This window comes from Clostridium sp. AF32-12BH (assembly GCF_003477935.1).
Lineage (GTDB): Bacteria > Bacillota > Clostridia > Lachnospirales > Lachnospiraceae > Brotaphodocola.
Window position 1 is genome coordinate 13,823 of record NZ_QUEH01000022.1, and the last position, 24,009, is coordinate 37,831.

The following is a 24,009-nucleotide window of genomic DNA, read 5'->3' on the forward strand; positions in this document are numbered from 1 at the left end:
AAGATAACAGGAGAATCGATATGAGCAGACGAGTAGTAGTAACCGGCATGGGTGCCATCACCCCGATCGGAAACAGTGTAGAAGAATTCTGGAACAGTTTAAAAGAAAAGAAAGTCGGCATTGGCCCGATCACTTATTTTGATACCACAGATTATAAGGCGAAGCTGGCAGCAGAGGTGAAGGATTTCGATCCGAAGCAGTACATGGACCCGAAGGCAGCCAAGAGAATGGAGCAGTTCTGCCAGTTCGCAGTTGCAGCAACCAGACAGGCAGTGGAGGATGCAGGACTTGATATGAGCCAGGAAGATCCGTTCCGCGTGGGCGTGAGCATCGGTTCCGGTATCGGAAGCCTGCAGTCCGTAGAGCGCGAGTACAAAAAGCTTCTGGACAAAGGCCCGGGCCGTGTGAACCCGCTCTTGGTTCCGCTGATGATCAGCAACATGGCAGCAGGAAATGTTTCCATTCAGTTTGGCATGAAGGGCAAGTGCATTAACGTGGTAACTGCATGTGCGACCGGTACCCACTCCATTGGTGAGGCATTCCGTACGATTCAGTATGGTGATGCAGACGTGATGGTAGCAGGCGGTGCAGAGGCAAGTATCACCCCGATCGGCGTAGCAGGCTTTACTGCCCTGACTGCATTAAATACAACCGAAGATCCGTCCCGCGCATCCATTCCGTTTGATGCAGAGCGCGGCGGCTTCATCATGGGCGAGGGTGCAGGTGTTGTTGTACTGGAGTCCTTAGAGCATGCACAGGCAAGAGGGGCAAAGATCTACGCAGAGCTGGCTGGCTATGGCGCAACCGGCGATGCATACCATATCACTTCCCCGGCTGAGGACGGAAGCGGTGCGGCAAAGGCTATGGAGATGGCGATTGCAGATGCCGGCATGAAGCCGGAGAATGTAGATTACATCAACGCACACGGCACCAGCACCCATCACAATGACTTATTTGAGACCAAGGCGATCAAGCTGGCATTAGGTGATCATGCTTACAAGACCAGGATCAATTCCACCAAGTCTATGATCGGACATCTTCTGGGCGCAGCAGGCGGTGTTGAGTTCATCACCTGTGTAAAATCTATTCAGGAAGGCTTTGTTCATGCAACTGCAGGACTTGAGAAGGATGATCCGGAGTGCGATCTGGACTACTGCAAGGGCGAGGGCGTACAGATGGATGTAAATTGTGCGATCTCCAATTCCCTGGGATTTGGTGGTCACAACGCAACCCTGCTGGTAAAGAAATTCGAGGCGTAAGTCTTTAGGAGGTAGACCATGACGATTGATGAGATCGTAACACTGATCCAGGCTGTTTCCGATAACGGCCTGACCAGTTTTGTATATGAAGAGGGTGACCAGAAGCTGGTCCTCAAGAAAAAGAAGAAGAAAAACGTGGCACAGGCTCCGGTTGCCCCGGTTGTGATCTCACAGCCGGCAGCCCCGATGATGGGTGCAATGCCGATGCCGCTTCCGGCGGCTCCTGCAGCCGCTCCTGAGGCAGCGGAGAAGCCTGCTGAGGAGAAGAAAGAAAGCACTTTAGACATTGGTTCTGATAAGGTTGTAACTTCTCCGCTGGTAGGAACCTTCTATTCTTCTGCTTCCCCGGAGGCAGAGGCATTTGTCAAAGAGGGGGATACCGTAAAGAAGGGACAGGTGCTTGGCATCATTGAGGCTATGAAGCTGATGAACGAGATCGAGAGCGAATATGACGGTGTGGTAGAGGCAGTTCTGGTAAACAACGAGGATGTTGTTGAGTACGGACAGCCGCTGTTCCGCATCCGGTAGGAGGAACATTATGAGACTGGGAATCAAAGAAATTCAGGAGATCATTCCGCATAGACATCCATTTTTACTGATTGATTTTATCGATGAGCTGGAGCCGGGCGTACGTGCGGTTGGATATAAATCCGTTACCTTTAACGAGCCGCAGTTTAATGGCCATTTTCCGGGACAGCCGGTTATGCCGGGCGTGCTGATGATCGAGGCTCTGGCACAGGTTGGTGCCGTAGCGATCTTAAGTCTTCCGGAGAATAAGGGCAAGACCGCATTCTTCGGTGCGATCAACAATGCGAAGTTTAAGCAGATGGTGCTGCCGGGCGACAGGTTAAAGCTGGAGTGTGAGATCATCAAGCGCAAAGGGCCGATCGGAGTCGGCAAGGCCGTTGCAACCAATGCAGAGGGCAAGGTAGCAGTATCCGCAGAGCTGACCTTTGCGATCCAGTAAGGATATTTAAGGCAGACAGTGACAGAAACAGAGTAGAGGTACGGGAATGTTTGATAAAATCTTAATCGCTAACCGCGGCGAGATTGCGGTGAGAATCATCCGGGCCTGCCGCGAGATGGGAATCAAGACCGTGGCAGTATACTCGGAAGCAGACCGCGACAGTCTGCATACACTTCTGGCAGATGAGGCCATCTGCATCGGACCGGCGGCATCCAGTCAGAGTTATTTGAATATGGAACGCATTCTGGCAGCGACGGTAGCGATGAAAGCAGAGGCCATCCATCCGGGCTTTGGTTTCCTTTCCGAGAATGCGCGGTTTGCAGAATTATGCCAGAAATGCAATATTGCGTTCATCGGACCGTCTGCAGAGATCATTAACAAGATGGGAAACAAATCTGCGGCAAGAAAGACCATGGTTGAGGCTGGTGTCCCGGTTGTCCCGGGAAGCAAAGAGCCGGTCTATACCGTGGAGGAAGCACTTAAAATGGCAAAAGAGATCGGTTTTCCAGTCATGATCAAGGCATCCTCCGGCGGCGGCGGGAAAGGCATGCGTGTGTCCTTGAGTGAGGAAGATTTCGAGGCGAACTTCCAGAATGCCCAGATGGAGTCTGTGAAGGGCTTCTCCGATGACACGATGTATCTGGAGCGTTTTGTGGAAAATCCACGTCATATTGAATTCCAGATTATGGCAGATAAGTACGGCAATGTGGTGCATTTAGGCGAGCGTGACTGTTCCATCCAGCGCCGCCACCAGAAGGTTCTGGAGGAGTCCCCTTCCATCGCGATCTCGGAGGAGCTGCGCAAAAAGATGGGAGAGACGGCAGTCAGGGCAGCAAAAGCCGTTGGCTATGAGAATGCAGGAACCATTGAGTTTCTGCTGGATAAAAATAAAAACTTCTACTTTATGGAGATGAACACCCGGATTCAGGTTGAGCATCCGGTGACAGAGCTGGTCAGCGGTCTGGATCTGATCAAGGAGCAGATCCGTGTGGCAGCAGGAGAACCGTTAAGCGTGACGCAGGACGATATCCATATCCAGGGACATGCGATCGAGTGCCGTATCAACGCGGAGAATCCGGCGAAGAATTTTATGCCGTGTCCGGGCAAGATCACAAACATCCACATTCCGGGAGGAAACGGAGTTCGTGTGGACACGCACATTTACAACGATTATAAGGTTCCGGCCAACTACGATTCTATGCTGATGAAGCTGATCGTGCATGGAAAAGACCGTGCCGAGGCCATTGCGAAGATGAGAAGCGCCCTGGGCGAGCTGATCATCGAGGGAATTGATACCAACCTGGATTTCCAGTTTGAGATCTTAAGCAATCCGGTTTACCAGGATGGACATAAGATCGATACGGGCTTCATCCCGGACCAGTTCCCGGAATACTGCAAATAATGTTTATGGGGCTGTCGTGAAGTGGTATATGACACTTTTGCGCCAGTCCCAACGCCTATTAAGGAGAATCATTTATGCTTAGAAATATGTTTAAAAAGACATATACCATGATCGATACGCACCACCGTAAGGGAAAAAGCGAGGAAGAGCCAAACATCCCGGAGGGACTCTGGAAAAAGTGTAACAAGTGCGGCCAGCCGATCTATGTGGAGGATGTTCGCAATAATCTGTACGTTTGCCCGAAATGCGGCGGATACTTCCGTGTGCATGCGTACCGCCGGATTGAGATGCTGCTTGATGAGGGAAGTTTTGAGGAGTGGAATAAGGAAATGGAGTTTTCCAATCCATTGGATTTCCCGGGATATGAGAAGAAGGTAGCGGCGGCCCAGGAGAAGACTGGCCTGCAGGAAGCCATCGTAACTGGTAAGGGAACCATTAAGGGTTTTGAGACTGCCATAGGTGTCTGTGATGCGCGGTTTATCATGAGCAGTATGGGACATGTAGTCGGCGAGAAGATCACCCGCATGGTGGAGCGCGCAACAAAGGAAAAGCTTCCGGTCATTATCTTTGCCTGCTCCGGCGGAGCAAGAATGCAGGAAGGCATTGTGTCCCTGATGCAGATGGCGAAAACCTCCGCAGCGCTGGAAAAACACCATGAAGCAGGCCAGCTTTTTGTCAGCGTACTGACAGACCCGACGACTGGAGGTGTGACAGCAAGTTTTGCAATGCTGGGCGATATTATTCTGGCGGAGCCGAATGCGCTGATCGGATTTGCAGGCCCGCGCGTCATCCAGCAGACCATCGGCCAGAAGCTGCCGGAGGGCTTCCAGAGAGCAGAGTTTTTGCTGGAGCACGGTTTTGTCGATAAGATCGTGGACCGTGAAAACCAGCGTGATGTGCTGGCAGACATTCTGCGGATGCACAAAAAGACCGGGATGACCATTCATCCACAGGAGGGACAGGTGCAGGAAGCCGAGTCTGTGGAAAACTATCTGGAAAAGCAGAAACAAAGTGGAAAAAATGCCTGGGATACCGTGCAGCTTTCCAGAAGCGCGGCACGTCCGGTCGCACTGGACTATATTCATGCGCTGTTTGATGATTTTATGGAATTTCACGGAGACCGGTATTTTGGAGATGACGGAGCCATCATTGGCGGAATCGCGACTTTTTGCGGCATGCCGGTAACGGTTATCGGACAGCAGAAAGGACGTACTACCAAAGAAAACATCCACCGGAATTTTGGTATGCCGTCCCCGGATGGTTACCGGAAGGCACTGCGCCTGATGAAGCAGGCGGAAACCTTTGGCAGACCTGTCATCTGTTTTGTGGATACTCCGGGCGCATTCTGCGGGATTGAGGCAGAGGAGCGCGGACAGGGCGAAGCGATTGCCCGCAACCTGTTTGAGATGGCAGCACTGACGGTTCCGGTCCTTTCTATTGTGATCGGTGAAGGCGGAAGCGGCGGCGCACTGGCAATGGCGGTAGCCAACGAGGTCTGGATGCTGGAGAATGCGATTTATTCCATTCTTTCCCCGGAGGGTTTTGCGTCCATTCTTTGGAAGGACAGTAAGAAAGCTCCGGATGCGGCAAGGGTTATGAAGATCACGGCAGCTGATCTTTACGAGCGCGGCCTGATCGAGCATGTGATCCCGGAGAAGGAACCGGCTTCCATTGAGACCATGCCGCAGCTTGCAGAAAATATGAGACAGGGCATGACTGCATTTTTTGAGCGTTACAATGGTAAGAGCAAAGAGGAAATCCGCGAATCCCGTTACCAGAGATTCCGGAATATGTAAACGGCTGCAAGGGACAGAATCGTGTGAGAGGATTTCACGTTGGTTTGGTCCGGGCAGACCCAAGGAGAAGTGCATGAATAACATGAAAGCATTAAAAATCGGTGATCTTACAGCAAAATATCCGATCATCCAGGGAGGTATGGGAGTTGGTATCAGTCTGCATTCCCTGGCTGGCGCAGTGGCAAAAGCCGGAGGGATCGGCATTATCTCTACGGCGCAGATCGGCTTTAAGGATCCGGAGTTTTTGAAGGCACCGATGGAAGCAAACCTGCGTGCCATTGGCGAGGAACTAAAAAAAGCGCGGGAGATCGCGCCGAAAGGTATTATTGGATTTAATATTATGGTGGCAACCCGCAATTATGCCCAGTATGTGAAAGAAGCGGTAAAGGCAGGTGCAGACATCATTATTTCCGGCGCCGGACTTCCGGTTTCTTTGCCGGAGCTTGTGGAAGGGGCAAAGACGAAAATCGCGCCGATCGTTTCCACCGCAAAATCCGCACTGGTCATCTGCAAGATGTGGGACCGCAAGTATAAACGCATTCCAGATCTTCTGGTGATCGAGGGACCGTTGGCAGGTGGACATCTGGGATTTTCCAGAGAAGATTTAAGCCGCTATGGTGCAGATACGAACGATGTACCGCATACTTACCATCAGGAACTGTATGATGAGGAAATCCGCGGTATCATGAAGGTGGTAAAGCAGTTTGAGGAAAAGTATCAGCAGCATATTCCGGTAGCCATTGCCGGAGGCATCTACACCCGCGAGGACGTAGAACATGCCATGGAGCTTGGCGCAGATGCGGTTCAGGTGGCAACGCGCTTTGTTACGACCAAAGAGTGCGATGCACCGGAAAGCTACAAGCAGGCTTATATCGATGCGAAGGCAGAGGATATCGTGATCACCCAGAGTCCGGTCGGTATGCCGGGCCGCGCGATCGTCAATCCGTTCCTGGAAAAGATCACTGCCATGAAAGAGCGCGGCGAAAAGGCAAAGATTACGCATTGCTACCAGTGCCTGGAGCACTGTGATCCGGCCAACATCCCATACTGCATCACCAAAGCGCTGTCTAATGCGGCAGAGGGGGCATTAAATGATGCTCTTTTATTCTGTGGCAGCAACGCATACCGTGCGGATAAGATCGAGACGGTCGAAGCTGTAGTGCAGGATCTGGTTGGTGCAGTGTAAAAAATGCTCCATGTATGACATAAATGAGATTGAAGTTCCATAGATTTAGAGCAAACGGTGCTGCGTTTTCCAAAAGAGCAATTGCCAGGCAATATCAAGGCAGCAAAAAAGGAAACAGCAGTGTCATGAGCATATGGGAAGTGAAACGGCTTTGCTGAATTATCTCTGGGGCGGTATGCTCTTAGCCGGAATGCTGTGGGGCGCAATCAATGGAACATGGGATGAAGTGACCCAGGCTCTTCTGGACTCTGCAAAAGAATCCGTGAGTCTGGGTATTACTATGCTTGGAATCCTGTCGTTCTGGTGTGGCATTATGGAAATCGGAAGCCGTTCCGGACTTGTTGGATGGCTGGCAGAGCGCATGACACCGCTGCTGGATTTTCTGTTTCCAGAACTTGAGCGGGATCATCCGGCCAGGGAACCTATTGCGGTGAACATCATAGCCAATATGCTGGGACTCGGCATGGCTGCGACACCGGCCGGGCTAAAGGCGATGCAGGAGCTGGAACGGGATATCCGGGATGAGGCACGGACTGCGACCGCTTCCATGTGTACATTCCTGATCTTAAATATTTCGTCGCTGCAGTTGATCCCGGTCACACTGATCGCGTACCGGAGCCAGTATGGATCGAAACAGCCGGAAGCAGTGCTGGGTCCTGCGCTTGTAGCAACGACGGTTTCTACATTGACTGCGATAGCTTTCTGCAAGATCATGGATTTGAGAACCCGAAACAGGAGCAGGCGTGGAAAGAACATGATGGAAAGCCGTAATCCTGAAAAAGATGTTCCTGGTGTCGGAACTGTCAGGGAGGTGACACGTCCATGATCCTGTGGATTTCTAAGATCCTGCTTCCGTTTGTGATCAGCTATGTTGTAGCCTTTGGGCTGATCTCGCATCGCCCGGTATTCGATGATTTTCTGGACGGCGCAAAAAGCGGTATGGAAACCGTGGCAGAGATTCTGCCGACACTGATCGGTCTCATGAGCGCAGTTGGTGTGGTGCGTGCTTCCGGGCTTTTGAATGCAGTAACGGGAGTTTGTGCCGGAGCTGCAGGTATGCTCCAGATTCCACGGGAGCTGGTTCCGATTACCCTGGTGCGTCTGGTTTCCAATTCTGCAGCTACCGGACTGTTGCTGGATCTGTTTCGGCAGTACGGACCGGACAGCCGGATCGGAATGGCAGCATCGGTACTGATGAGCAGCACGGAAACGGTGTTTTACTGCCTGAGTATTTACTTTGGCAGTGTAAAGGTGCGGCGGACCCGTTATACCGTGCCCGGGGCCTTGATTGCGACAGCAGCAGGTATTGCTGCAAGTATCTGGATTACGGGAGCATAATGCAGAAGAAATCTGCCGCCAGAATTGTATCATGCGGGATTTTCCGTTCAGGGGAACTCTGCCACTGGACAGTAACCAGTACACAATTCTTTCACAAACTCGTAAGAAAAACGCGGTTGTCGAAAGAGGGTAAATCATGTATAATCAAGGACGGAGCGACAGGCTTCGTGTGCAGTGAGGGAGAAAAGTGGATACTTACGCGACATTAAACGATGCCCTGGTGAATCTGTTCCGTGATGTTATGGACTTAGAGGAGAAGGCCATTATCACGGAAGAATTCCAGGATATTACAAATAACGATATGCATGTGATTCAGGCAATCGGTATTGGGGAACCGAAGAATATGTCTACGATAGCGAAGACGCTTTCCGTGACAGTGGGAACCCTGACCATAGCCATGAACAGTCTGGTTAAGAAAGGCTACGTGACCCGGGAACGAGGAAAGGAAGACCGGCGTGTAGTCTATATTTCGTTGTCTGATAAAGGACGGAATGCGTATCAGTATCACGAGAAGTTTCACCATGACATGATCGATGCAATCCTGCAGAATCTGACTGCTGACGAGACTGAGAGTCTGGTCAGTGCCCTTGCCAAGCTGAATCTGTGGTTCCGTAAGGCAAAAGGATAACATACACAAGGAGGCTTTATTATCATGAAGAAATTAGTCATGGGCTTACTGGGAGCCATGATGATCTTATCATTAGCAGCATGTACACCGACCACCGAGAAAAATAAGACCGGTGAGGTAAAAGAACCGGAAGCAGAAGTGGTAGAGACCACCGCTGATGCAGGTCCGGGTGTGGTAACCGGCAGACCGGTCGACCAGGATGCACCGGATCTTACCATGGTGTCTGTTTACAGTCTGAGCGAAGACGGCAGCAAGATCCAGAGCAATATGGACTCTGTAGAAGATCTGGAAGAGCAGAGCCTGACAGATCTTCTGGTTCAGTACGGTGTGCTGGATGAGGGAACAGAGGCGGTCAGCTTTAAGGCGGAAGGCAGCGCGGAAAGTCAGGAAGCAGGACCGGGTGTAACTGCGGATACTTCGATTGCAGCGAAAGGCACCCTGGAACTGAGCCAGTTCCCAACCGATAACCGGGAAAAACGACTGCAGGCAGTTGCAAATACGTTCTGCGAAAACATGAATGTAGAAATTCTTACGGTCGTGGTAAGTGGTGAGACTCTGGCAGATGGTTTAACTTATGTAGATGCGGGAAAATAAAAAAAGATATGGAAAGATCCTGTACCTGACAATTTATGCGGGTACAGGATCTTTTTTTGTATTGCATACCGGGGAAGTGCCAATGGCGCGTCTGCTGATTGTGCCCGATCTATGAAAATAATACAGCTTTTTAAAATGAGCAAAGTTGTATTTTGAAAAAAGTGAGAACGTTAAGAAAATAGCACATGTTTTGACATAAACATACAAAAAATAAGCGCGAATCACCAGAGAAAATGATAAGAAATGCACATTGTTGATAAAAAATGTCACTGAAAATGCTAATTTTTAGATAAAGTTTCATAAGAAAAAGTACAACTTCTGATAAAAAATATCTTGTATTCTATTGCGCATTTTGACAGGAAAACATATAATAAAGCCATGAGAGTTGTTGAAAACAATCAAAAACTATAACATGTTGGGAGGAATCAAAATGAAGAAAGTCTTCAAAAAAGCAACGGCAACCGTGACAGCAGCAGCAATGCTGGCCAGCCTGACTGCATGCGGCGGCGGTGCTGCATCATCCAGTGCGACTACGGCAGCTCCGGCAGGCGAGTCCAAGGCAGAGGGCGGTGCCGAAACCACAGCAGCAGCTTCCGGTATTGACAACAAGGACATCAAGATCGGTGTTTCCATCTGGTCTTCTACCGACGTTCTTGGTTCCCAGTGTAAACTGATCCTGGATGAAGCCGCAAAGGCTCTGGGGGTACAGGTTCAGTATGTTGACCAGGGACATGTATCTGAGAAGGTTACCGCTTCTGTTGAGCAGCTTGCAGCAGCAGGATGCCAGGGTATCATCATCTGTAACTCTTCCGATACCGAGATGACTTCTGCGATCAAGACCGCAAACGACAACAAAGTATATCTGGCACAGTTCTTCCGTGTAATCAGCAAGGACAACAGCGCAGATATCTACGATATGGCTACCCAGTCTCCGTACTACATCGGTGCAGTTCATGAGAACGAGCCGGAGAACGGCGAAAAACTGGTTCAGATCCTTTTGGACAAGGGCGACAGAAACATCGGTCTGATCGGCTGGGAGCAGGGTGATGCTACCTGGTTAGGCAGATGGGAAGGTTATAAAGCAGGCGTTGAGAAATGGAATTCCGAGCATCCGGATGATCAGGCTAAGCTTTCTGAGCCGCAGTACGCAGGTACTTCTTCCGAGGGTGGTTCCAAGGCAGCAGAAGCTTTAATGTCTGCAGATCCGACTCTTGATGCACTCATCCCGGCAGGCGGCGGCGGTGACCCGCTTCAGGGTGCTATCGCAGCTGTTGAGCGTGCAGGCAAAGTTCAGGATATCGATATCGTTTCTACCGACTTCCTCCCGGACCTTGGCGAGAGACTTGAGAATGGTTCCATGGCTGGTCAGTCCGGCGGACATTACTGCGACCCGCTTATCGCTTTCATGATGGTTTACAATGCAATCAAGGGCAACTACAGCGGATTCGAAGGCAAGTTTGAGGATGTTCCGTTCCCGTACCTGTATGTATCTTCCGCAGATGACTACAAAGCTTACGAGCAGTACTTCGTAGATCAGCTTCCTTACACCGATGAGGAACTGGTTGAGATGTCTGAGCTGGATCTTGAGGGCCTGAAAGAGGCAGCAGCTAAGATCTCCATCGAAGACGCAGCAGCAAGAGCTGGTAAATAATTTACAAAAGATGATTTGGGCTGAGTAGCTTGAGACGGCCGGTATCGCGCGGCGATGCCGGCCGTCATGTCTTAGTATGAAATAAGAACGAGGTAAAAAATATGGGTACTCCTGTTGTTGACACACCCGGAAAGAAAAAACTTTCGGGAACTGCGAAGGGCTATCTGATCCTGTTTGGTCTGGTAGTGATTTCCTGGCTGATCTTTAAGATCCTGACACCTAGCAACTTTGGTTCACCGGCTAACATGCTGAGCTATTTCCAGGCCAGCCTGATTGCCACAGTCGGTGCAGTTGGCTTCTATTTCGTTATGGTTATGGGAATGTTTGATTTCTCTATTGGTGCAAACATCATGCTTTCCGCAATCGTTGGCTGCGTGTTCGCATCAAGATTCGGAATGGGCTATGCCGGACTCATCATCGGAAGTATCGTGACCGGTTCCATCGTTGGTCTGTTGAACGGCGTTTTCTATGTTAAGCTTCACATTCCGTCTATGATCGTAACCACGGGTCTTGCGCTGATTTATGAGTCTGTTGCGAACTATATCGCAGGCGGTGTGGAGCAGACGCTTCCGTCTAACCTGCGTGCCTTTGGCCAGATGCCGGGCAACATTATCCTGGCAGTGTTAGCATGCGTGCTTGCGTACATCTTTTTAAATTACACCAAGATCGGTACATACACCTACGCGATCGGCAGCAACGAGTTTGTAGCCAAGAACATGGGTATCAATGTAGATAAATACAAGGTTCTGGCATTCATCTTAAGTGGCGCCTTCCTTGGCGTCATGGCAGTCCTGACCATCAGCTATGGTTCTTCCATGGTAGCAGTAACCGGAATGGCCTCCATGAGCCGTAACTTCGTTCCGACCATGGGCTGCTTCTTTGGGCTTGCATTTAAGAAATACGGTATGCCGTTACAGGCAATTGTGATCGGTGAGTTTGTCATCAACATCATCTTCTTCGGATTCATTGCCATGGGTGCGCCGACCGCAATCCAGGATGTTATCACCGGCCTTGCGCTGCTGATCATCATTACGGTAACCACCAAAGTAACAAAAGGCGAGATCGTCAAGTAGATCATAGGGAGGAAATGCAATGAGCGAAGTAAGGTTAGAGGTAAAAAATCTTTGCAAGTCCTTCGGTATCACGAAGGCGGTTCAGAATGTTTCATTTAACGTAAACAAAGGCGAGGTACATGCGTTGATCGGTGAGAATGGTTCCGGTAAATCAACCCTGACCAACATGTTGACCGGTATCTACAGCATCGGAAGCGGTACCTTCGTACTGGATGGAAAAGAGATCCATCCGAAAAACCAGGTTGAGGCAAATAACGAGGGTGTCTCCATTATCGTGCAGGAGCTTGGTACCCTATCTGGCCTGACTGTGGCAGAGAATATCTTTCTGGGTCATGAGGACCAGTTCGTACATATGGGAATCAAGAACACCAATGCCATGAACAAGAAGGCAACGGAGCTCTTAAAGAAATATGGCTTTGAGCGTATCAAGGCAGCAGACATTATTGATGAGTATAACTTTGAGGACCGTAAGCTGATTGAAATCGTAAAGGCAACCTACTTTGATCCGAAGATCGTAGTCATCGATGAGACCACCACCGCTCTTTCTCAGGAGGGACGTGAAGAGCTGTACAAGCACATGAACCGGATCCGCGAGAGCGGAAACTCTATCATCTTCATTTCCCATGACCTTCCGGAGATTCTGGACAAGTCTGATACCATCACGATCATGCGTGACGGTGTTTACATTGACACTGTAAAGAGCAAAGACGTAACAGAGGATGACTTAAAGCGTCTCATGGTTGGCCGTGAGGTAACCGGTGACTATTATCGTTCCGATTACGGAGAGAAGGTTTCTGATGAGGTGGTTCTTTCTGTAAAGAATGTATCTGTTCCTGGCCTGATCCACGATGTAAGCTTTGACCTGCACAAGGGTGAGATCCTTGGCTTTGGCGGTCTGTCCGAGTCTGGTATGCATGAAATCGGAAAAGCTATTTTCGGCGCTTCCTATGACCGTACCGGTATCGTAGAACTGGCAGATGGAACCCAGATCAATGATATTCCGACTGCCATTAAACACAGCATTGCTTATACGTCCAAAGACCGTGATAATGAGTCTGTTGTGTTAAACCAGAGTATTGGTGATAATATCTGCCTTCCGTCCTTAGACAGCCTGGCCGGTAAGAGCCATCTGTTAAGCGATAAGAAGTTAAAAGAGTTTGCAAACAAATATGCAAAGCAGATGTCCGTTAAGATGGTCAACGTAGACCAGTTTGTATCCGACCTTTCCGGCGGTAATAAACAGAAGGTTGTTCTGGCAAGATGGATCGGTAAAGACTCTGATATCGTTGTATTAGACAGTCCGACCCGAGGCATCGATATCAAGGTAAAACAGGATATCTACCAGTTAATGAACCAGATGAGAAAGAATGGCAAGTCCATCATCATGATTTCTGAGGAGTTAATGGAGCTCATTGGTATGTGCGACCGCATCATGATCATGAAGGATGGCAGGACCAGCGGAGAGCTGGAGCGTAATGAGGCCCTCGATGAGAACAGCCTGATTACGATGATGGTATAAGGAGGCAGCAATGGAGAATCAAGTTAAGACAAATACAGACCAGAAGGAGCAGCAGCTCAAAAAAATATCAAAAATGTCGATGATCCGTGCCCTGCTTCCGATCGCGGGACTGATTATCATTTTCTTACTGTTTAATGTACTCACGAATTTCCGAATGATGAAGAACCTGCCGCTGGTACTGTCACAGGTATATGTGACTATGATCGCAGCAACCGGTGTATTCTTTATCATGACCATGGGTGGTCTGGATTTCTCTCAGGGCTCTATCCTGGGTATTGCATCCATCGTAGTATGTATGATTTCCAAGACCAGCATTCCGCTTGCAATTGTGGGTGGTATCGTGGCAGGCGCAGTGATCGGGGCAATCAACGGTTACTTCTATGTATACCGCAAGATCAAATCCTTTATTGTTACGATCTGTACCATGTTCCTGTTCCGCGGATTTATCAAGTATCTGACCACCAACGCGCCGGTCGCAGGTTCTGCAAAGCTGATCAACTTTGACAGCACCGGATTAAAGATTGCATGTACCGTACTGATTCTGGCTATTGGATTTGTACTGTTCCGCTTCACGAAGTTCGGCACTTACTTAAAAGCTATCGGTGCAGGTGAGAAGGCCGCAATGTTCTCTGGTATCCGCACCGACCGCATGAAGTTCTGGATCTACGTTTTAGCTGGCGCAATTACCGGTTTTGCAGCGTTTATCAACGTTATCAAAGTTGGTTCTGTTACTTCTTCCGGCGGTAACCAGTTAGAGACCCAGATCCTGATCGCACTGGTACTTGGCGGTATGCCAATCTCCGGCGGCGCAAAGGTACGCTTTGAGAACATCATCGTAGGTTCTCTGCTTTACATCGTATTAAACAGCGGACTGACCATGATGGGCTTCACTACACAGCTCATGCAGCTGATCCAGGGTGTAGTCTTCCTGGTATTCGTAGCAGTATTTGCAGACCGTCAGTCCCTGCAGGTTATTAAATAACCGGCTGGGGAGCAGCTGCCTGCAGAACGAAGTAAGCACAGCGAAAATTTATGCGGCGGGAATGCCGGTATCAGGAGAAGTATCGGAGGTTTGATGATATGCCCAGAACAGCTGGAAGTCAGAATCAGGAAAATCTGAAATACCAGAAGCTTTACAACTGGGGTCGTACCCTGATCACCAGCGGGGTGATCAAAAACCAGGACAAATTCCCGTCCGAACATATCCTTCAGAAAAAATTCGGATATTCCAGACAGACGGTCCGCAATGCTTTGGACCGTCTGGAAAGGGATGGTCTGATCGTACGGATAAAGGGAAGCGGTACCTATGTATCTTATCAGAACCAAGACGCAGACGGGGCACGTCCCCATGTGGGGCTGATCTTAAGCTATCTTTCGGACTATCTGTTTCCACAGGTGTATGCAGGAATTGAGTCGGTACTCCAGGAAAAAGGATTCGAGATCGATGTAGCGGTAACCAGAAATCGTCTGAACGATGAGGAAATGTATTTAAAAGGTTTCTTAAACCGGAATGTGGCGGGACTGATCATTGAGGGCACCCGTTCTACATTTCCAAATCCGAACCTGCGTCTTTACAAGGAAATCCGGAAGCGGAATATTCCGACCCTGTTCATTCACAACCATTACCAGAACGAGCAGTTTGACAGCGTGGAAATGTCAGATGCAAAAGCCGGGTATGAACTGACCCGGTTTCTCATCCAGAAAGGTCACCGGCGTATCGGCGGAATTTTCAAGTATGATGACATGCAGGGGATTGAGCGATATCGCGGTTTTATTGAATGCCTGTCCGACTATGGAATTAATTTTGACGATGATTGTATCCGTTGGTATTCCACCAAGGATATGGAAGAAAAGTTAAGCAGGAAGAGTTTACTGCGGATGTACCGCAGGACAAAAGACTGCACGGCCATGATCCTCTATAACGATGAAGTGGCTGGCTTCTATATGGATTTTTTAAAGGAACGCGGACTGAGGGTTCCGGAAGATATTTCTCTGGTATCGTTTGATGATGCGGGACCGGAGCAGGATGCGGAACTGAAAATTTTATCGGTGATCCATCCCAAATACAATCTTGGGAAAATCACAGCCAGAAATCTTCTTCGCATGATGGGGGATCCGGATTGGCAGAAAAAGAATTACGCACACCAGTTTCCGGTGACATTCAACAACGGAAACTCGGTACGTGATATAAGATGAACATTCATATTTATCAAGGAGGTAGATTGAAATGAAAAAGTTATACTTTGCAGTAGGCTCCCAGGACCTTTACGGAGACGAGTGCTTAAAACAGGTGGCTGAGGACAGCCGCCAGATGGCAGAGTTTTTAAATGACAAATTAAAAGATATCGTAGAGGTAGAGCTGGTTCCGACCATCATTAACTCCGAGAGCTGCATCAAGACCATGCGTCAGGCATCTTGCGATGATGACTGTGTCGGCGTGATCACCTGGATGCATACTTTCTCCCCGGCTAAGATGTGGATCAAGGGCCTTCAGGAACTGAGAAAACCGCTTTTACATCTGCATACCCAGGCAAACGAGAAGCTTCCGTACGATGCGATCGATATGGACTTCATGAACTTAAACCAGTCTGCACATGGTGACCGTGAGTACGGCTTCATCGTAGCAAGAATGGGAATCCCGCACGAGGTTGTTGCAGGCTACTATAAACATGACGATGTAGTTGCAAAGATCCGCCAGTTCGCATCCGTTGCAAAGGCAATCGCTTATTCCAAATCCTTAAAGGTTGCTTCCTTCGGCAACAACATGCGTGAAGTAGCAGTAACCGATGGCGACCGTGTAGAGAGCCAGATCAAATACGGCTGGGAGTGCAACTACTTTGCACTGGGTGACCTCGTAGACATCATCAATGCAGTGACCGAAGATGAGATCGATGCAAAGATGAAAGAGTACACCGATAAGTACACCATGAAGACTGAGCGGATCGATTCTGTCCGCGAGCAGGCAAAATATGAGGTTGGTCTGGAGAAATTCCTGGCTGCCAACGGTATCGGCGCATTTGCAGACACCTTCCAGGATCTGCACGGATTAAAACAGCTTCCGGGTATCGCAGCACAGAACTTAATGGCAAAGGGAATCGGCTTTGGTCCGGAGGGCGACTATAAGATCTCTGCTTTATCCGCGGTTCTGATGAAGATGTCTGAGGGCAAAGAGGGCGCAACCGGCTTTATCGAGGACTATACCTACGATCTGACTCCGGGTCAGGAGTTAGAGCTGGCTTCCCATATGCTGGAGGTTCCGCCGGCATTTGCAGCTACCAAACCGGAGATCGATGTACTGCCGCTTGGCATTGGCGGTAAAGAAGATCCGGCAAGACTGATCTTCGACGGCGTGACTGGTGATGGTATCCAGGTAACCCTGGTTGATATGGGTGACCGCTTCCGCCTGATCTGCGCAGACATCGAGCTGGTAAAACAGCCGAAGCCGATGCCGAACCTTCCGGTAGCAAGAATCATGTACCGTCATAAACCGAACTTCCAGATCGGTACCGCAGCATGGTGCTACGCAGGTGGTGCACATCATTCTGTAGTATCTACCGCACTGACCAGAGACGATATCGCGATGTTCGCCCGTCTGACCGGCACAGAGCTCATCACCATTGGTGACGATACCACCGAGGCAGACCTGCAGAAGTTTTTCATGAAATAAATTATTTGGGAATGTGATCATAATGGCATAAAAACAGACAGCCGCCTCACGGAGAAATCCGTGGGCGGCTGTTTTGGTGTTCATGGGAACTTGTGCTCTGTGAAACGAAAAGGTTCTGCGAGGCTGTGTGGAAATTACTACCCCATTTTCTGGTTCATGAGCCAGGTAGTAAAGTAGGCCTGGATCACATCGAACGGTGCATTTCCCATATCCAGAAGGAAGGTGTGAAAGGCTTTGGCAGAGAACTTTTCGCCAAGCTGCAGCTTAGCGTTTTCCCTCATGTTGCGGATCTCCAGGGAGCCGATGAAGTAAGAAAGATAGTTGGCAGGATTATCCACCATGGCCTCAAACATGGAATCGGTGATGGAGTCCGAGTCACTGAAATAGGAGGAGAGGTATTTGCGGACATCTTCCCGCTCCCAGCCAAGGTAATTCACGGCCAGGTCCAGATACGCATGGATACCGAGGGTCGCTTTGGAGTTCGCTTCCAGCAGTTCGCCAAGCAGCGGGTCCAGACCGTTATCCAGCCGGTAGGACAGTGCTTCCACGTAAGCGGCCCAGCCTTCCGTGTAGCCGGAAAAGCTTAAGATCTTGCGCAGGTCAGAGCCGCAGTGGGTGTGAAACCATACGGTCTGATACAGGTGGCCCGGATAACCCTCATGGGCTATGGTATTGTAGAGCGGCTGGTTATCGTAGACGGGATTCCGGTTGATGTAGATCACATTTTCAGAGCTGTCATCCAATGGTGAGGTTAAGTAAAAGGCAGGACTTAAGGAAAGCTCTAAGGCCTTTGGAACATCCTTTAGAGTGTAGCTGCATTCCGGAAGCTGCGGGAAGTCTTTTAAGGTCTGTTCCTTTAACTCTTCCATAATGGCAGTTGGCTCCGTCTGGCGGTAGTGATAGTCAGAGAGCATGGATTCCAGCTCCGGGTGTTCGGAAAGCAGCTTTGAGGTGGTCTGCAGATTGTTGGAAATTTCCTGTTCGGTGGCCGTCATCAGTTCATCGATCGAATGGTAGGAGGTGCCGGTTGCCGTGTAGACAAGATATTCATAGTATGCCTTTCCGTTCGGGTATCCGCACATTCCCTTTTCATTTGTTCCGGTGCCTTTTAAGGTTTCCAGGCCATCGATCAGAAGCTTGTAAGCCGGGACAAAATGTTCCTCCAGGGCCTTTTCATTGCGGGAGCAAAGCTCCTTTTTTTCATCGTCTGTCAGATCGGGAAGAGCCGCTAACCGTTCCTTAAAGGAATCGATCATAAAGTTGTTTCCCGGGACAAGCAGGTAGCTTTTGCAGGAATCGATGACATGATCCAGAGAAGTATCGCTCATCATCAGGCCGGCATTGGCTTTTTCCTGCTCAAAAGAGAGAATCTGTCCGTAAAATGTGTCCAGATATTCTAAAATATTCAGATAGTCCTCCACATCCTGGCGGGTATAAAAGAGATATTCACAGAGCAGCATCGGAAGCTGGGCCTGGGTTCCGATGGTGGGCGCTAACGGCTGGCTGTAAAGCTCCAGTCCTTCTCCTTTTTTCTCTGTTTTCATCAGGCTTTCCAGGATGCGGAGCGTAAGCTTCTGATCTTCGTTCAGAAGTGCAGGCTGAAAAGATGCGAGCTCATTGCGAAGATCTTCCTGGTCTTTCCGGGTCTGCAAAAATGCATCCATGGAAACGGGAGAGATCAGTGCATCCGTTTTGGTGATGCCGCGGCTTTCCGGGTTTTTCAGTAGAAAATGAAGATCCAGACGGGAGGCTGAGACCTCGTCCTGAAACAGTGTTTCTTCCAGATCCGCAAAACGCTGCTGTTCTTTTAAGTTGCTTTCGGTCAGCTGTTCATAACCGGGATCCGTTTCTTCCTCATAGGGGGCAGCTGTGGTGGGCTGCGGCGTACGGGAGATGGGAGAGCAGGAACAAAGCAGCATGACGCAGAGCACTCCGGTCAGTAATGACACCAGAGCGCGCCTTTTTTTATGATCGTTATGCATGAAGCAATCCTCCAAAGTTAGTCTTAAGTGTTCCTAATTATATCCTATACGAGCCGGAAATACAACAGAACCATAGAATGCAGAATATTGAGTTTTCACGGACTTTATGATATCATTGACTTAATTGGCGCAACAAACTACAGGCTTGCGCAGTTGCAGCGCCGGATATATAGACTGTACGCATTACGGTTCCCAGGTTTCACAGACAGTAATGCACAGGCGTCACATTTGACAGGCAGGTCCGGCAGCGAAAGTTTAGGAGGAACATGGCTCATGTGTCAGAATGAAAATTGTAATTGCAAGAAACCGTATTATATCACCACCGCGATCGCTTATACATCCGGTAAGCCGCATATCGGCAACACCTACGAGATCGTATTAGCAGACAGCATCGCGCGTTTTAAGAGAGAGCAGGGCTATGATGTCCGCTTCCAGACCGGTACCGACGAGCACGGTCAGAAGATTGAGTTAAAGGCAGAGGCAGCAGGCGTAACCCCGAAGGAATTTGTCGATGATGTGGCAGGCCAGATCAAAACCATCTGGGATCTGATGAATACCTCCTACGACAAATTTATCCGTACCACCGATGCAGACCATGAGGCTCAGGTCCAGAAGATCTTTAAGAAGCTGTACGACCAGGGAGATATTTACAAAGGCTACTACGAGGGCCTTTACTGCACTCCGTGTGAGTCCTTCTTCACCGAATCCCAGTTAGTAGACGGCAAGTGCCCGGACTGCGGACGTGAAGTGCAGCCGGCAAAGGAAGAAGCATACTTCTTCAGAATGAGCAAATACGCAGACCGCCTGATCGCGTATATCAACGAGCATCCGGAGCTCATCCAGCCGGTATCCAGAAAGAATGAGATGATGAATAACTTCCTGCTTCCGGGACTGCAGGATCTGTGCGTATCCAGAACCTCCTTTACCTGGGGAATTCCGGTTACCTTCGATCCGAAGCACGTTACCTATGTATGGCTGGATGCCCTGACCAACTACATCACCGGTCTTGGCTACGACTGCGACGGAAACCACGGAGAGCTGTTTAAGAAATACTGGCCGGCAGACCTTCATCTGATCGGTAAGGATATCATCCGTTTCCATACCATTTACTGGCCGATCTTCCTGATGGCACTGGATCTTCCGCTGCCGAAGCAGGTATTTGGCCATCCGTGGCTGTTACAGGGTGACGGCAAGATGAGTAAATCCAAGGGCAACGTCCTTTATGCAGACACTCTGGTAGATTTCTTCGGTGTCGATGCAGTTCGTTACTTTGTTCTGCACGAGATGCCGTTCGAGAACGATGGCGTGATCTCCTGGGAGCTGATGGTAGAGCGCATGAACTCTGATCTGGCAAACATCCTTGGAAATCTGGTAAACCGTACCATTTCCATGTCCAATAAATACTTTGGCGGTGAGGTAAGAAATGGTGGCGCTGCCGATGCAGTGGATGAGGACTTAAAGAACGTCGTTCTGGAATCCGTAAAGAAAGCAGAGGGCAAGATGAATGAGCTGCGTGTGGCAGATGCCATCACCGAGATCTTCAACATCTTCCGCCGCTGCAATAAATATATTGATGAGACCATGCCGTGGTCTCTGGCAAAGGATGAGGCTCATAAAGACCGTCTGGCAACTGTGCTCTACAATCTGGTAGAGGCAATCACCATCGGCGCATCCTTACTGGAGTCCTTCATGCCGGATACCTCTAAGAAGATCCTGGCACAGCTCCATGCACAGAAGCGTGCCCTTTCCGAGATGGATCAGTTCGGTCTGTATCCGTCCGGCGAGCATGTAACCGACGCTCCGGAGATTCTGTTCGCAAGAATGGATATCAAAGAAGTGATGGAAAAAGTAGAAGCAATGCGCGCTGCTGAGAAGGCTGCAGCACCGGCCGCAGAGGAAGCAAAGGAAGAGGAGCCGGTCATCGACATCGAGCCGAAGGCTGAAATCGAGTACGATGACTTTGCAAAGCTCCAGTTCCAGGTTGGCGAGATCATTGCCTGCGAGGCTGTGAAGAAGTCCAAGAAGCTTCTCTGCTCCCAGGTTAAGATCGGCAGCCAGGTAAAACAGATCGTCAGTGGAATCAAGGCACATTATTCACCGGAAGAGATGGTAGGCAAGAAGGTTATGGTAGTTGTAAACTTAAAGCCTGCAAAGCTGGCTGGTGTACTGTCTGAGGGTATGCTTCTCTGCGCAGAAGATGCAGACGGAAACCTGTCCTTAATGGTTCCGGAGAAGAAGATGCCGTCCGGCGCTGAGATCTGCTAAGGTGATAACCCGGAAGTAAAAGCATGCCGGCTGCGGGACAGCCGCAAAGAATGAGGAACAAAGACAGATGTCTGAAAAACAAATTTTGAGACATGGATTAAACGGCAATCAGTTAAAGCTGATTGCCGTTGTCAGTATGTTATGCGATCATGCAGCAATCCGCCTGCTGGCTTACGGGCTGATCCCGGCGCTGCGTGAGACAGGAGCGGATGCCGCGGCAGATCTGTGGAACCAGGTTTTCTGGATTTTGCGCTCGGTGGGGCGTATGGCATTTCCGATTTATGTATTTCTTCTCGTGGAAGGCTTCTGCCATACGGCAAACCGCAGGCGCTATGCAATGCGCCTTGGAATCTTTGCCCTTCTCTCCGAGGTCCCGTATGACCTGCTGTTATTTGGAAAACCCTGGGATATGCGGGCGCAGAATGTGTTTATCACCCTGTTCCTTGGAATTTTGATGTTAACGGTCATAGACTGGATCGGAAAAAATACCGAAGCGGGCATGGCACCTTACCGGCAGATGGGCGTGATCGCGGCAACGGCACTTCTTGCCTGGTTTTTGAAGTGCGATTACGATGCTGTAGGAATTATGCTGATCGCGCTGTTCTTCTGGCTTCGTCCGCAGCCGGGGACGGCATGCCTGTTGGGATTGCTTTTTCTGGCGGCAGCCGAGTCAAAACCGGTCTATCTGCCCGGACTGGCAGCTGCGTTCTGCCTGATCCGCTGCTATAACGGGACACGCGGGGGATTCCGGGGGAAATGGTTTTTCTATCTGGTGTATCCGGTGCATTTGCTGCTTTTGTACGGGTTATCCAGATTGCTGTTTGGTTAGTTAAAGGAGAACATTATGATTTTTGATACCCATGCCCATTACGATGATGAGGCATTTCACGAGGACCGCGATGCTGTTTTAAAAAGTCTGTCAGAGCACGGCATTGAGGCCGTGGTAAATGTAGGCGCCAGCATCCAGACCACGAAAAATACATTGGAGCTGATGAAAAAATATCCATTTGTCTATGGGGCTGTCGGCGTGCATCCAAGTGAGACAGCAGAGCTGAATGATCACCTGTTTGACTGGCTGCGTCATGTGTCGGAGGAAGAGAAAGTGGTGGCGATCGGAGAAATCGGTCTGGATTATCACTGGGACGAGCCAGAGCCGGAACTGCAGAAAACCTGGTTTGTGCGTCAGCTTGGACTGGCAAGGGACCGTCAGCTTCCGGTCATCATCCACAGCCGTGATGCTGCAAAAGACACGCTTGATATCATGAAGGCAGAAAACGCCGGAGAAATTGGTGGAGTGATCCACTGCTTTTCTTACAGCCTGGAAATGGCGAAGGAATATCTGAATATGGGCTTTTATCTGGGAATCGGCGGTGTGCTGACGTTCAATAACGCGAAAAAGTTAAAAGAAGTGGTCGCGTATATGCCTCTGGAGCGGATCGTACTGGAGACCGACTGCCCGTATCTCTCCCCGGTGCCAAACCGTGGAAAACGGAATTCCTCGCTGAACCTTCCTTATGTGGTAGAGGAAATCAGCCGGATCAAACAGGTACCGGCAGAGCAGATCATTGAGATCACAAACCGGAATGCAAAGCAGATGTACCGGATGGAAAAATAAAGGAGGGAAGAAGCATGAGAGAAAAGCTTGGTAATCCGAAGAATACCATCGAAGTAATCCAGAAATATCAGTTTGCCTTTCAGAAAAAGTTTGGCCAGAACTTCCTGATCGATCCCCATGTGCTGGATAAGATCATAGGGGCAGCAGGCGTCACAAAAGAGGATATGGTGCTGGAAATCGGACCTGGTATTGGAACCATGACGCAGTACCTGGCAGAGGCAGCCGGGAAGGTCGTTGCAGTAGAAATCGACAACAACCTGATCCCGATTTTAAAAGAGACGCTGGCTGATTACGATAACATTACCATCATCAACGAAGACATCCTGAAAGTTGACATAAAAAAACTGGCAGAGGAGTACAATGGCGGCCGTCCGATCAAGGTTGTGGCAAATCTGCCGTATTATATTACCACACCGATCATTATGGGCTTGTTTGAAAGCAATGTGCCGATTGATAACATTACCGTTATGGTGCAGAAAGAGGTTGCAGACCGCATGCAGGTAGGACCGGGCTCCAAGGACTATGGCGCACTGTCCCTGGCCGTGCAGTATTACGCGGAGCCATATATTGTGGCGAATGTACCGCCGAACTGCTTCATCCCGCGTCCGAACGTGGGATCTGCAGTCATCCGTCTGACCCGCCATAAGGAGATGCCGGTTCAGGTAACCGATCCGAAGCTGATGTTCCGTCTGATCCGCGCATCTTTCAATCAGCGCAGAAAAACGTTGCAGAATGGTCTGAATAATGCACCGGACATTTCCTTTACTAAGGAACAGATCATAGCGGCGATCGAAAGCCTGGGAGTTCCGGCAACGATCCGTGGTGAGGCACTGGATTTAAAACAGTTTGCGCAGTTAGCGAATTATTTTACGGAACATTGTAAATAAAGTAACTGTTCAGTAGGTCTGCGTATTTACTGCGCTGACCGTAAGAAAACATAGGCTGGCAGGCAAAAATCCCATTGCCGCAGGCAATGGGATTTTTGCTTGTGACTGTGAAGGTACTGAACAGTTACTAAATAAATATTTTGGACATAGCTCTCATATCTTCCGCATATACATAATAGC

General features: G+C 49.6%; 21 protein-coding genes. 20 read left to right on the forward strand and 1 reads right to left on the reverse strand.

All coding sequences use genetic code 11. The annotated features are described in order from the left end of the window. Positions 1-20: 20 nt before the first annotated feature. From fabF to araA, 16 genes are all read left to right on the forward strand, one after another. Positions 21-1,259 (forward strand): beta-ketoacyl-ACP synthase II, encoded by a 1,239-nt coding sequence (fabF, locus tag DWZ40_RS17390; RefSeq protein ID WP_118544122.1) that lies wholly within the window; start codon positions 21-23, stop codon positions 1,257-1,259. An 18-nt stretch (positions 1,260-1,277) separates the two neighbouring features. Continuing rightward, positions 1,278-1,787, forward strand: coding sequence for an acetyl-CoA carboxylase biotin carboxyl carrier protein (gene accB / locus DWZ40_RS17395; protein ID WP_118544123.1), 510 nt, complete (start codon positions 1,278-1,280; stop codon positions 1,785-1,787). Positions 1,788-1,797: 10 nt separating this feature from the next. Beyond that, entirely contained in the window at positions 1,798-2,226 is a 429-nt protein-coding gene (fabZ, locus tag DWZ40_RS17400) for a 3-hydroxyacyl-ACP dehydratase FabZ (protein WP_118544124.1), read from the forward strand. A gap of 46 nt (positions 2,227-2,272) precedes the next feature. Continuing rightward, positions 2,273-3,628 carry an acetyl-CoA carboxylase biotin carboxylase subunit gene (locus DWZ40_RS17405; protein WP_118544125.1) on the forward strand — a complete coding sequence of 452 codons (1,356 nt, stop codon included), beginning with the start codon at positions 2,273-2,275 and terminating at the stop codon, positions 3,626-3,628. Between the two features lie 74 nt (positions 3,629-3,702). After that, a complete protein-coding gene (locus DWZ40_RS17410; protein WP_118544126.1) occupies positions 3,703-5,424 on the forward strand; it encodes an acetyl-CoA carboxylase carboxyltransferase subunit alpha in 1,722 nt (573 codons plus the stop codon). A 73-nt stretch (positions 5,425-5,497) separates the two neighbouring features. After that, positions 5,498-6,610, forward strand: coding sequence for a nitronate monooxygenase family protein (locus DWZ40_RS17415; RefSeq protein ID WP_118544127.1), 1,113 nt, complete (start codon positions 5,498-5,500; stop codon positions 6,608-6,610). Between the two features lie 133 nt (positions 6,611-6,743). After that, complete coding sequence (locus DWZ40_RS17420) at positions 6,744-7,436, forward strand: nucleoside recognition domain-containing protein (RefSeq protein ID WP_347560122.1); 693 nt, start codon at positions 6,744-6,746, stop codon at positions 7,434-7,436. Beyond that, positions 7,433-7,948 carry a spore maturation protein gene (locus DWZ40_RS17425; protein WP_118544128.1) on the forward strand — a complete coding sequence of 172 codons (516 nt, stop codon included), beginning with the start codon at positions 7,433-7,435 and terminating at the stop codon, positions 7,946-7,948. The genes DWZ40_RS17420 and DWZ40_RS17425 overlap by 4 nt, the downstream gene beginning before the upstream one ends. A 187-nt stretch (positions 7,949-8,135) precedes the next feature. Beyond that, positions 8,136-8,576: a MarR family transcriptional regulator gene (locus DWZ40_RS17430; RefSeq protein ID WP_243035382.1), complete on the forward strand. Its 441-nt coding sequence runs from the start codon at positions 8,136-8,138 to the stop codon at positions 8,574-8,576. A 24-nt stretch (positions 8,577-8,600) separates the two neighbouring features. Further along, positions 8,601-9,170 (forward strand): hypothetical protein, encoded by a 570-nt coding sequence (locus DWZ40_RS17435; protein WP_118544129.1) that lies wholly within the window; start codon positions 8,601-8,603, stop codon positions 9,168-9,170. A gap of 430 nt (positions 9,171-9,600) precedes the next feature. Then, positions 9,601-10,821 carry a sugar ABC transporter substrate-binding protein gene (locus DWZ40_RS17440; protein WP_118544130.1) on the forward strand — a complete coding sequence of 407 codons (1,221 nt, stop codon included), beginning with the start codon at positions 9,601-9,603 and terminating at the stop codon, positions 10,819-10,821. Between the two features lie 101 nt (positions 10,822-10,922). Then, positions 10,923-11,894, forward strand: coding sequence for an ABC transporter permease (locus DWZ40_RS17445; protein ID WP_118544131.1), 972 nt, complete (start codon positions 10,923-10,925; stop codon positions 11,892-11,894). A 19-nt stretch (positions 11,895-11,913) separates the two neighbouring features. Continuing rightward, the gene (locus DWZ40_RS17450) at positions 11,914-13,413 is read left to right on the forward strand and encodes a sugar ABC transporter ATP-binding protein (protein WP_118544132.1); all 1,500 of its coding nucleotides are present in this window, start codon (positions 11,914-11,916) and stop codon (positions 13,411-13,413) included. 10 nt (positions 13,414-13,423) lie between these two features. Beyond that, entirely contained in the window at positions 13,424-14,395 is a 972-nt protein-coding gene (locus tag DWZ40_RS17455) for an ABC transporter permease (RefSeq protein WP_118544133.1), read from the forward strand. A 98-nt stretch (positions 14,396-14,493) separates the two neighbouring features. Further along, positions 14,494-15,609, forward strand: a complete 1,116-nt coding sequence (locus tag DWZ40_RS17460) for a GntR family transcriptional regulator (RefSeq protein ID WP_118544134.1) — start codon at positions 14,494-14,496, stop codon at positions 15,607-15,609. Positions 15,610-15,640: 31 nt separating this feature from the next. Next, the gene (araA, locus tag DWZ40_RS17465) at positions 15,641-17,080 is read left to right on the forward strand and encodes an L-arabinose isomerase (protein WP_118544135.1); all 1,440 of its coding nucleotides are present in this window, start codon (positions 15,641-15,643) and stop codon (positions 17,078-17,080) included. Between the two features lie 137 nt (positions 17,081-17,217). On the opposite strand, the gene DWZ40_RS17470 is transcribed toward araA, so the two are convergent. Further along, a complete protein-coding gene (locus tag DWZ40_RS17470) occupies positions 17,218-19,062 on the reverse strand; it encodes a DUF885 domain-containing protein (RefSeq protein ID WP_118544136.1) in 1,845 nt (614 codons plus the stop codon). Positions 19,063-19,335: 273 nt separating this feature from the next. On the opposite strand from DWZ40_RS17470, the gene metG reads away from it, so the two are divergent. The 4 genes from metG to rsmA all read left to right on the forward strand — a co-directional run bounded on the left by metG (position 19,336) and on the right by rsmA (position 23,829). Continuing rightward, on the forward strand, positions 19,336-21,327 hold the full coding sequence (metG, locus tag DWZ40_RS17475) for a methionine--tRNA ligase (protein ID WP_118544137.1): 1,992 nt from the start codon (positions 19,336-19,338) through the stop codon (positions 21,325-21,327). A gap of 67 nt (positions 21,328-21,394) precedes the next feature. Next, entirely contained in the window at positions 21,395-22,156 is a 762-nt protein-coding gene (locus DWZ40_RS17480; RefSeq protein ID WP_118544138.1) for a TraX family protein, read from the forward strand. A 15-nt stretch (positions 22,157-22,171) separates the two neighbouring features. Continuing rightward, entirely contained in the window at positions 22,172-22,942 is a 771-nt protein-coding gene (locus tag DWZ40_RS17485) for a TatD family hydrolase (RefSeq protein ID WP_118544139.1), read from the forward strand. A gap of 14 nt (positions 22,943-22,956) precedes the next feature. Beyond that, a complete protein-coding gene (rsmA, locus tag DWZ40_RS17490; protein ID WP_118544140.1) occupies positions 22,957-23,829 on the forward strand; it encodes a 16S rRNA (adenine(1518)-N(6)/adenine(1519)-N(6))-dimethyltransferase RsmA in 873 nt (290 codons plus the stop codon). Positions 23,830-24,009 lie beyond the last annotated feature (180 nt).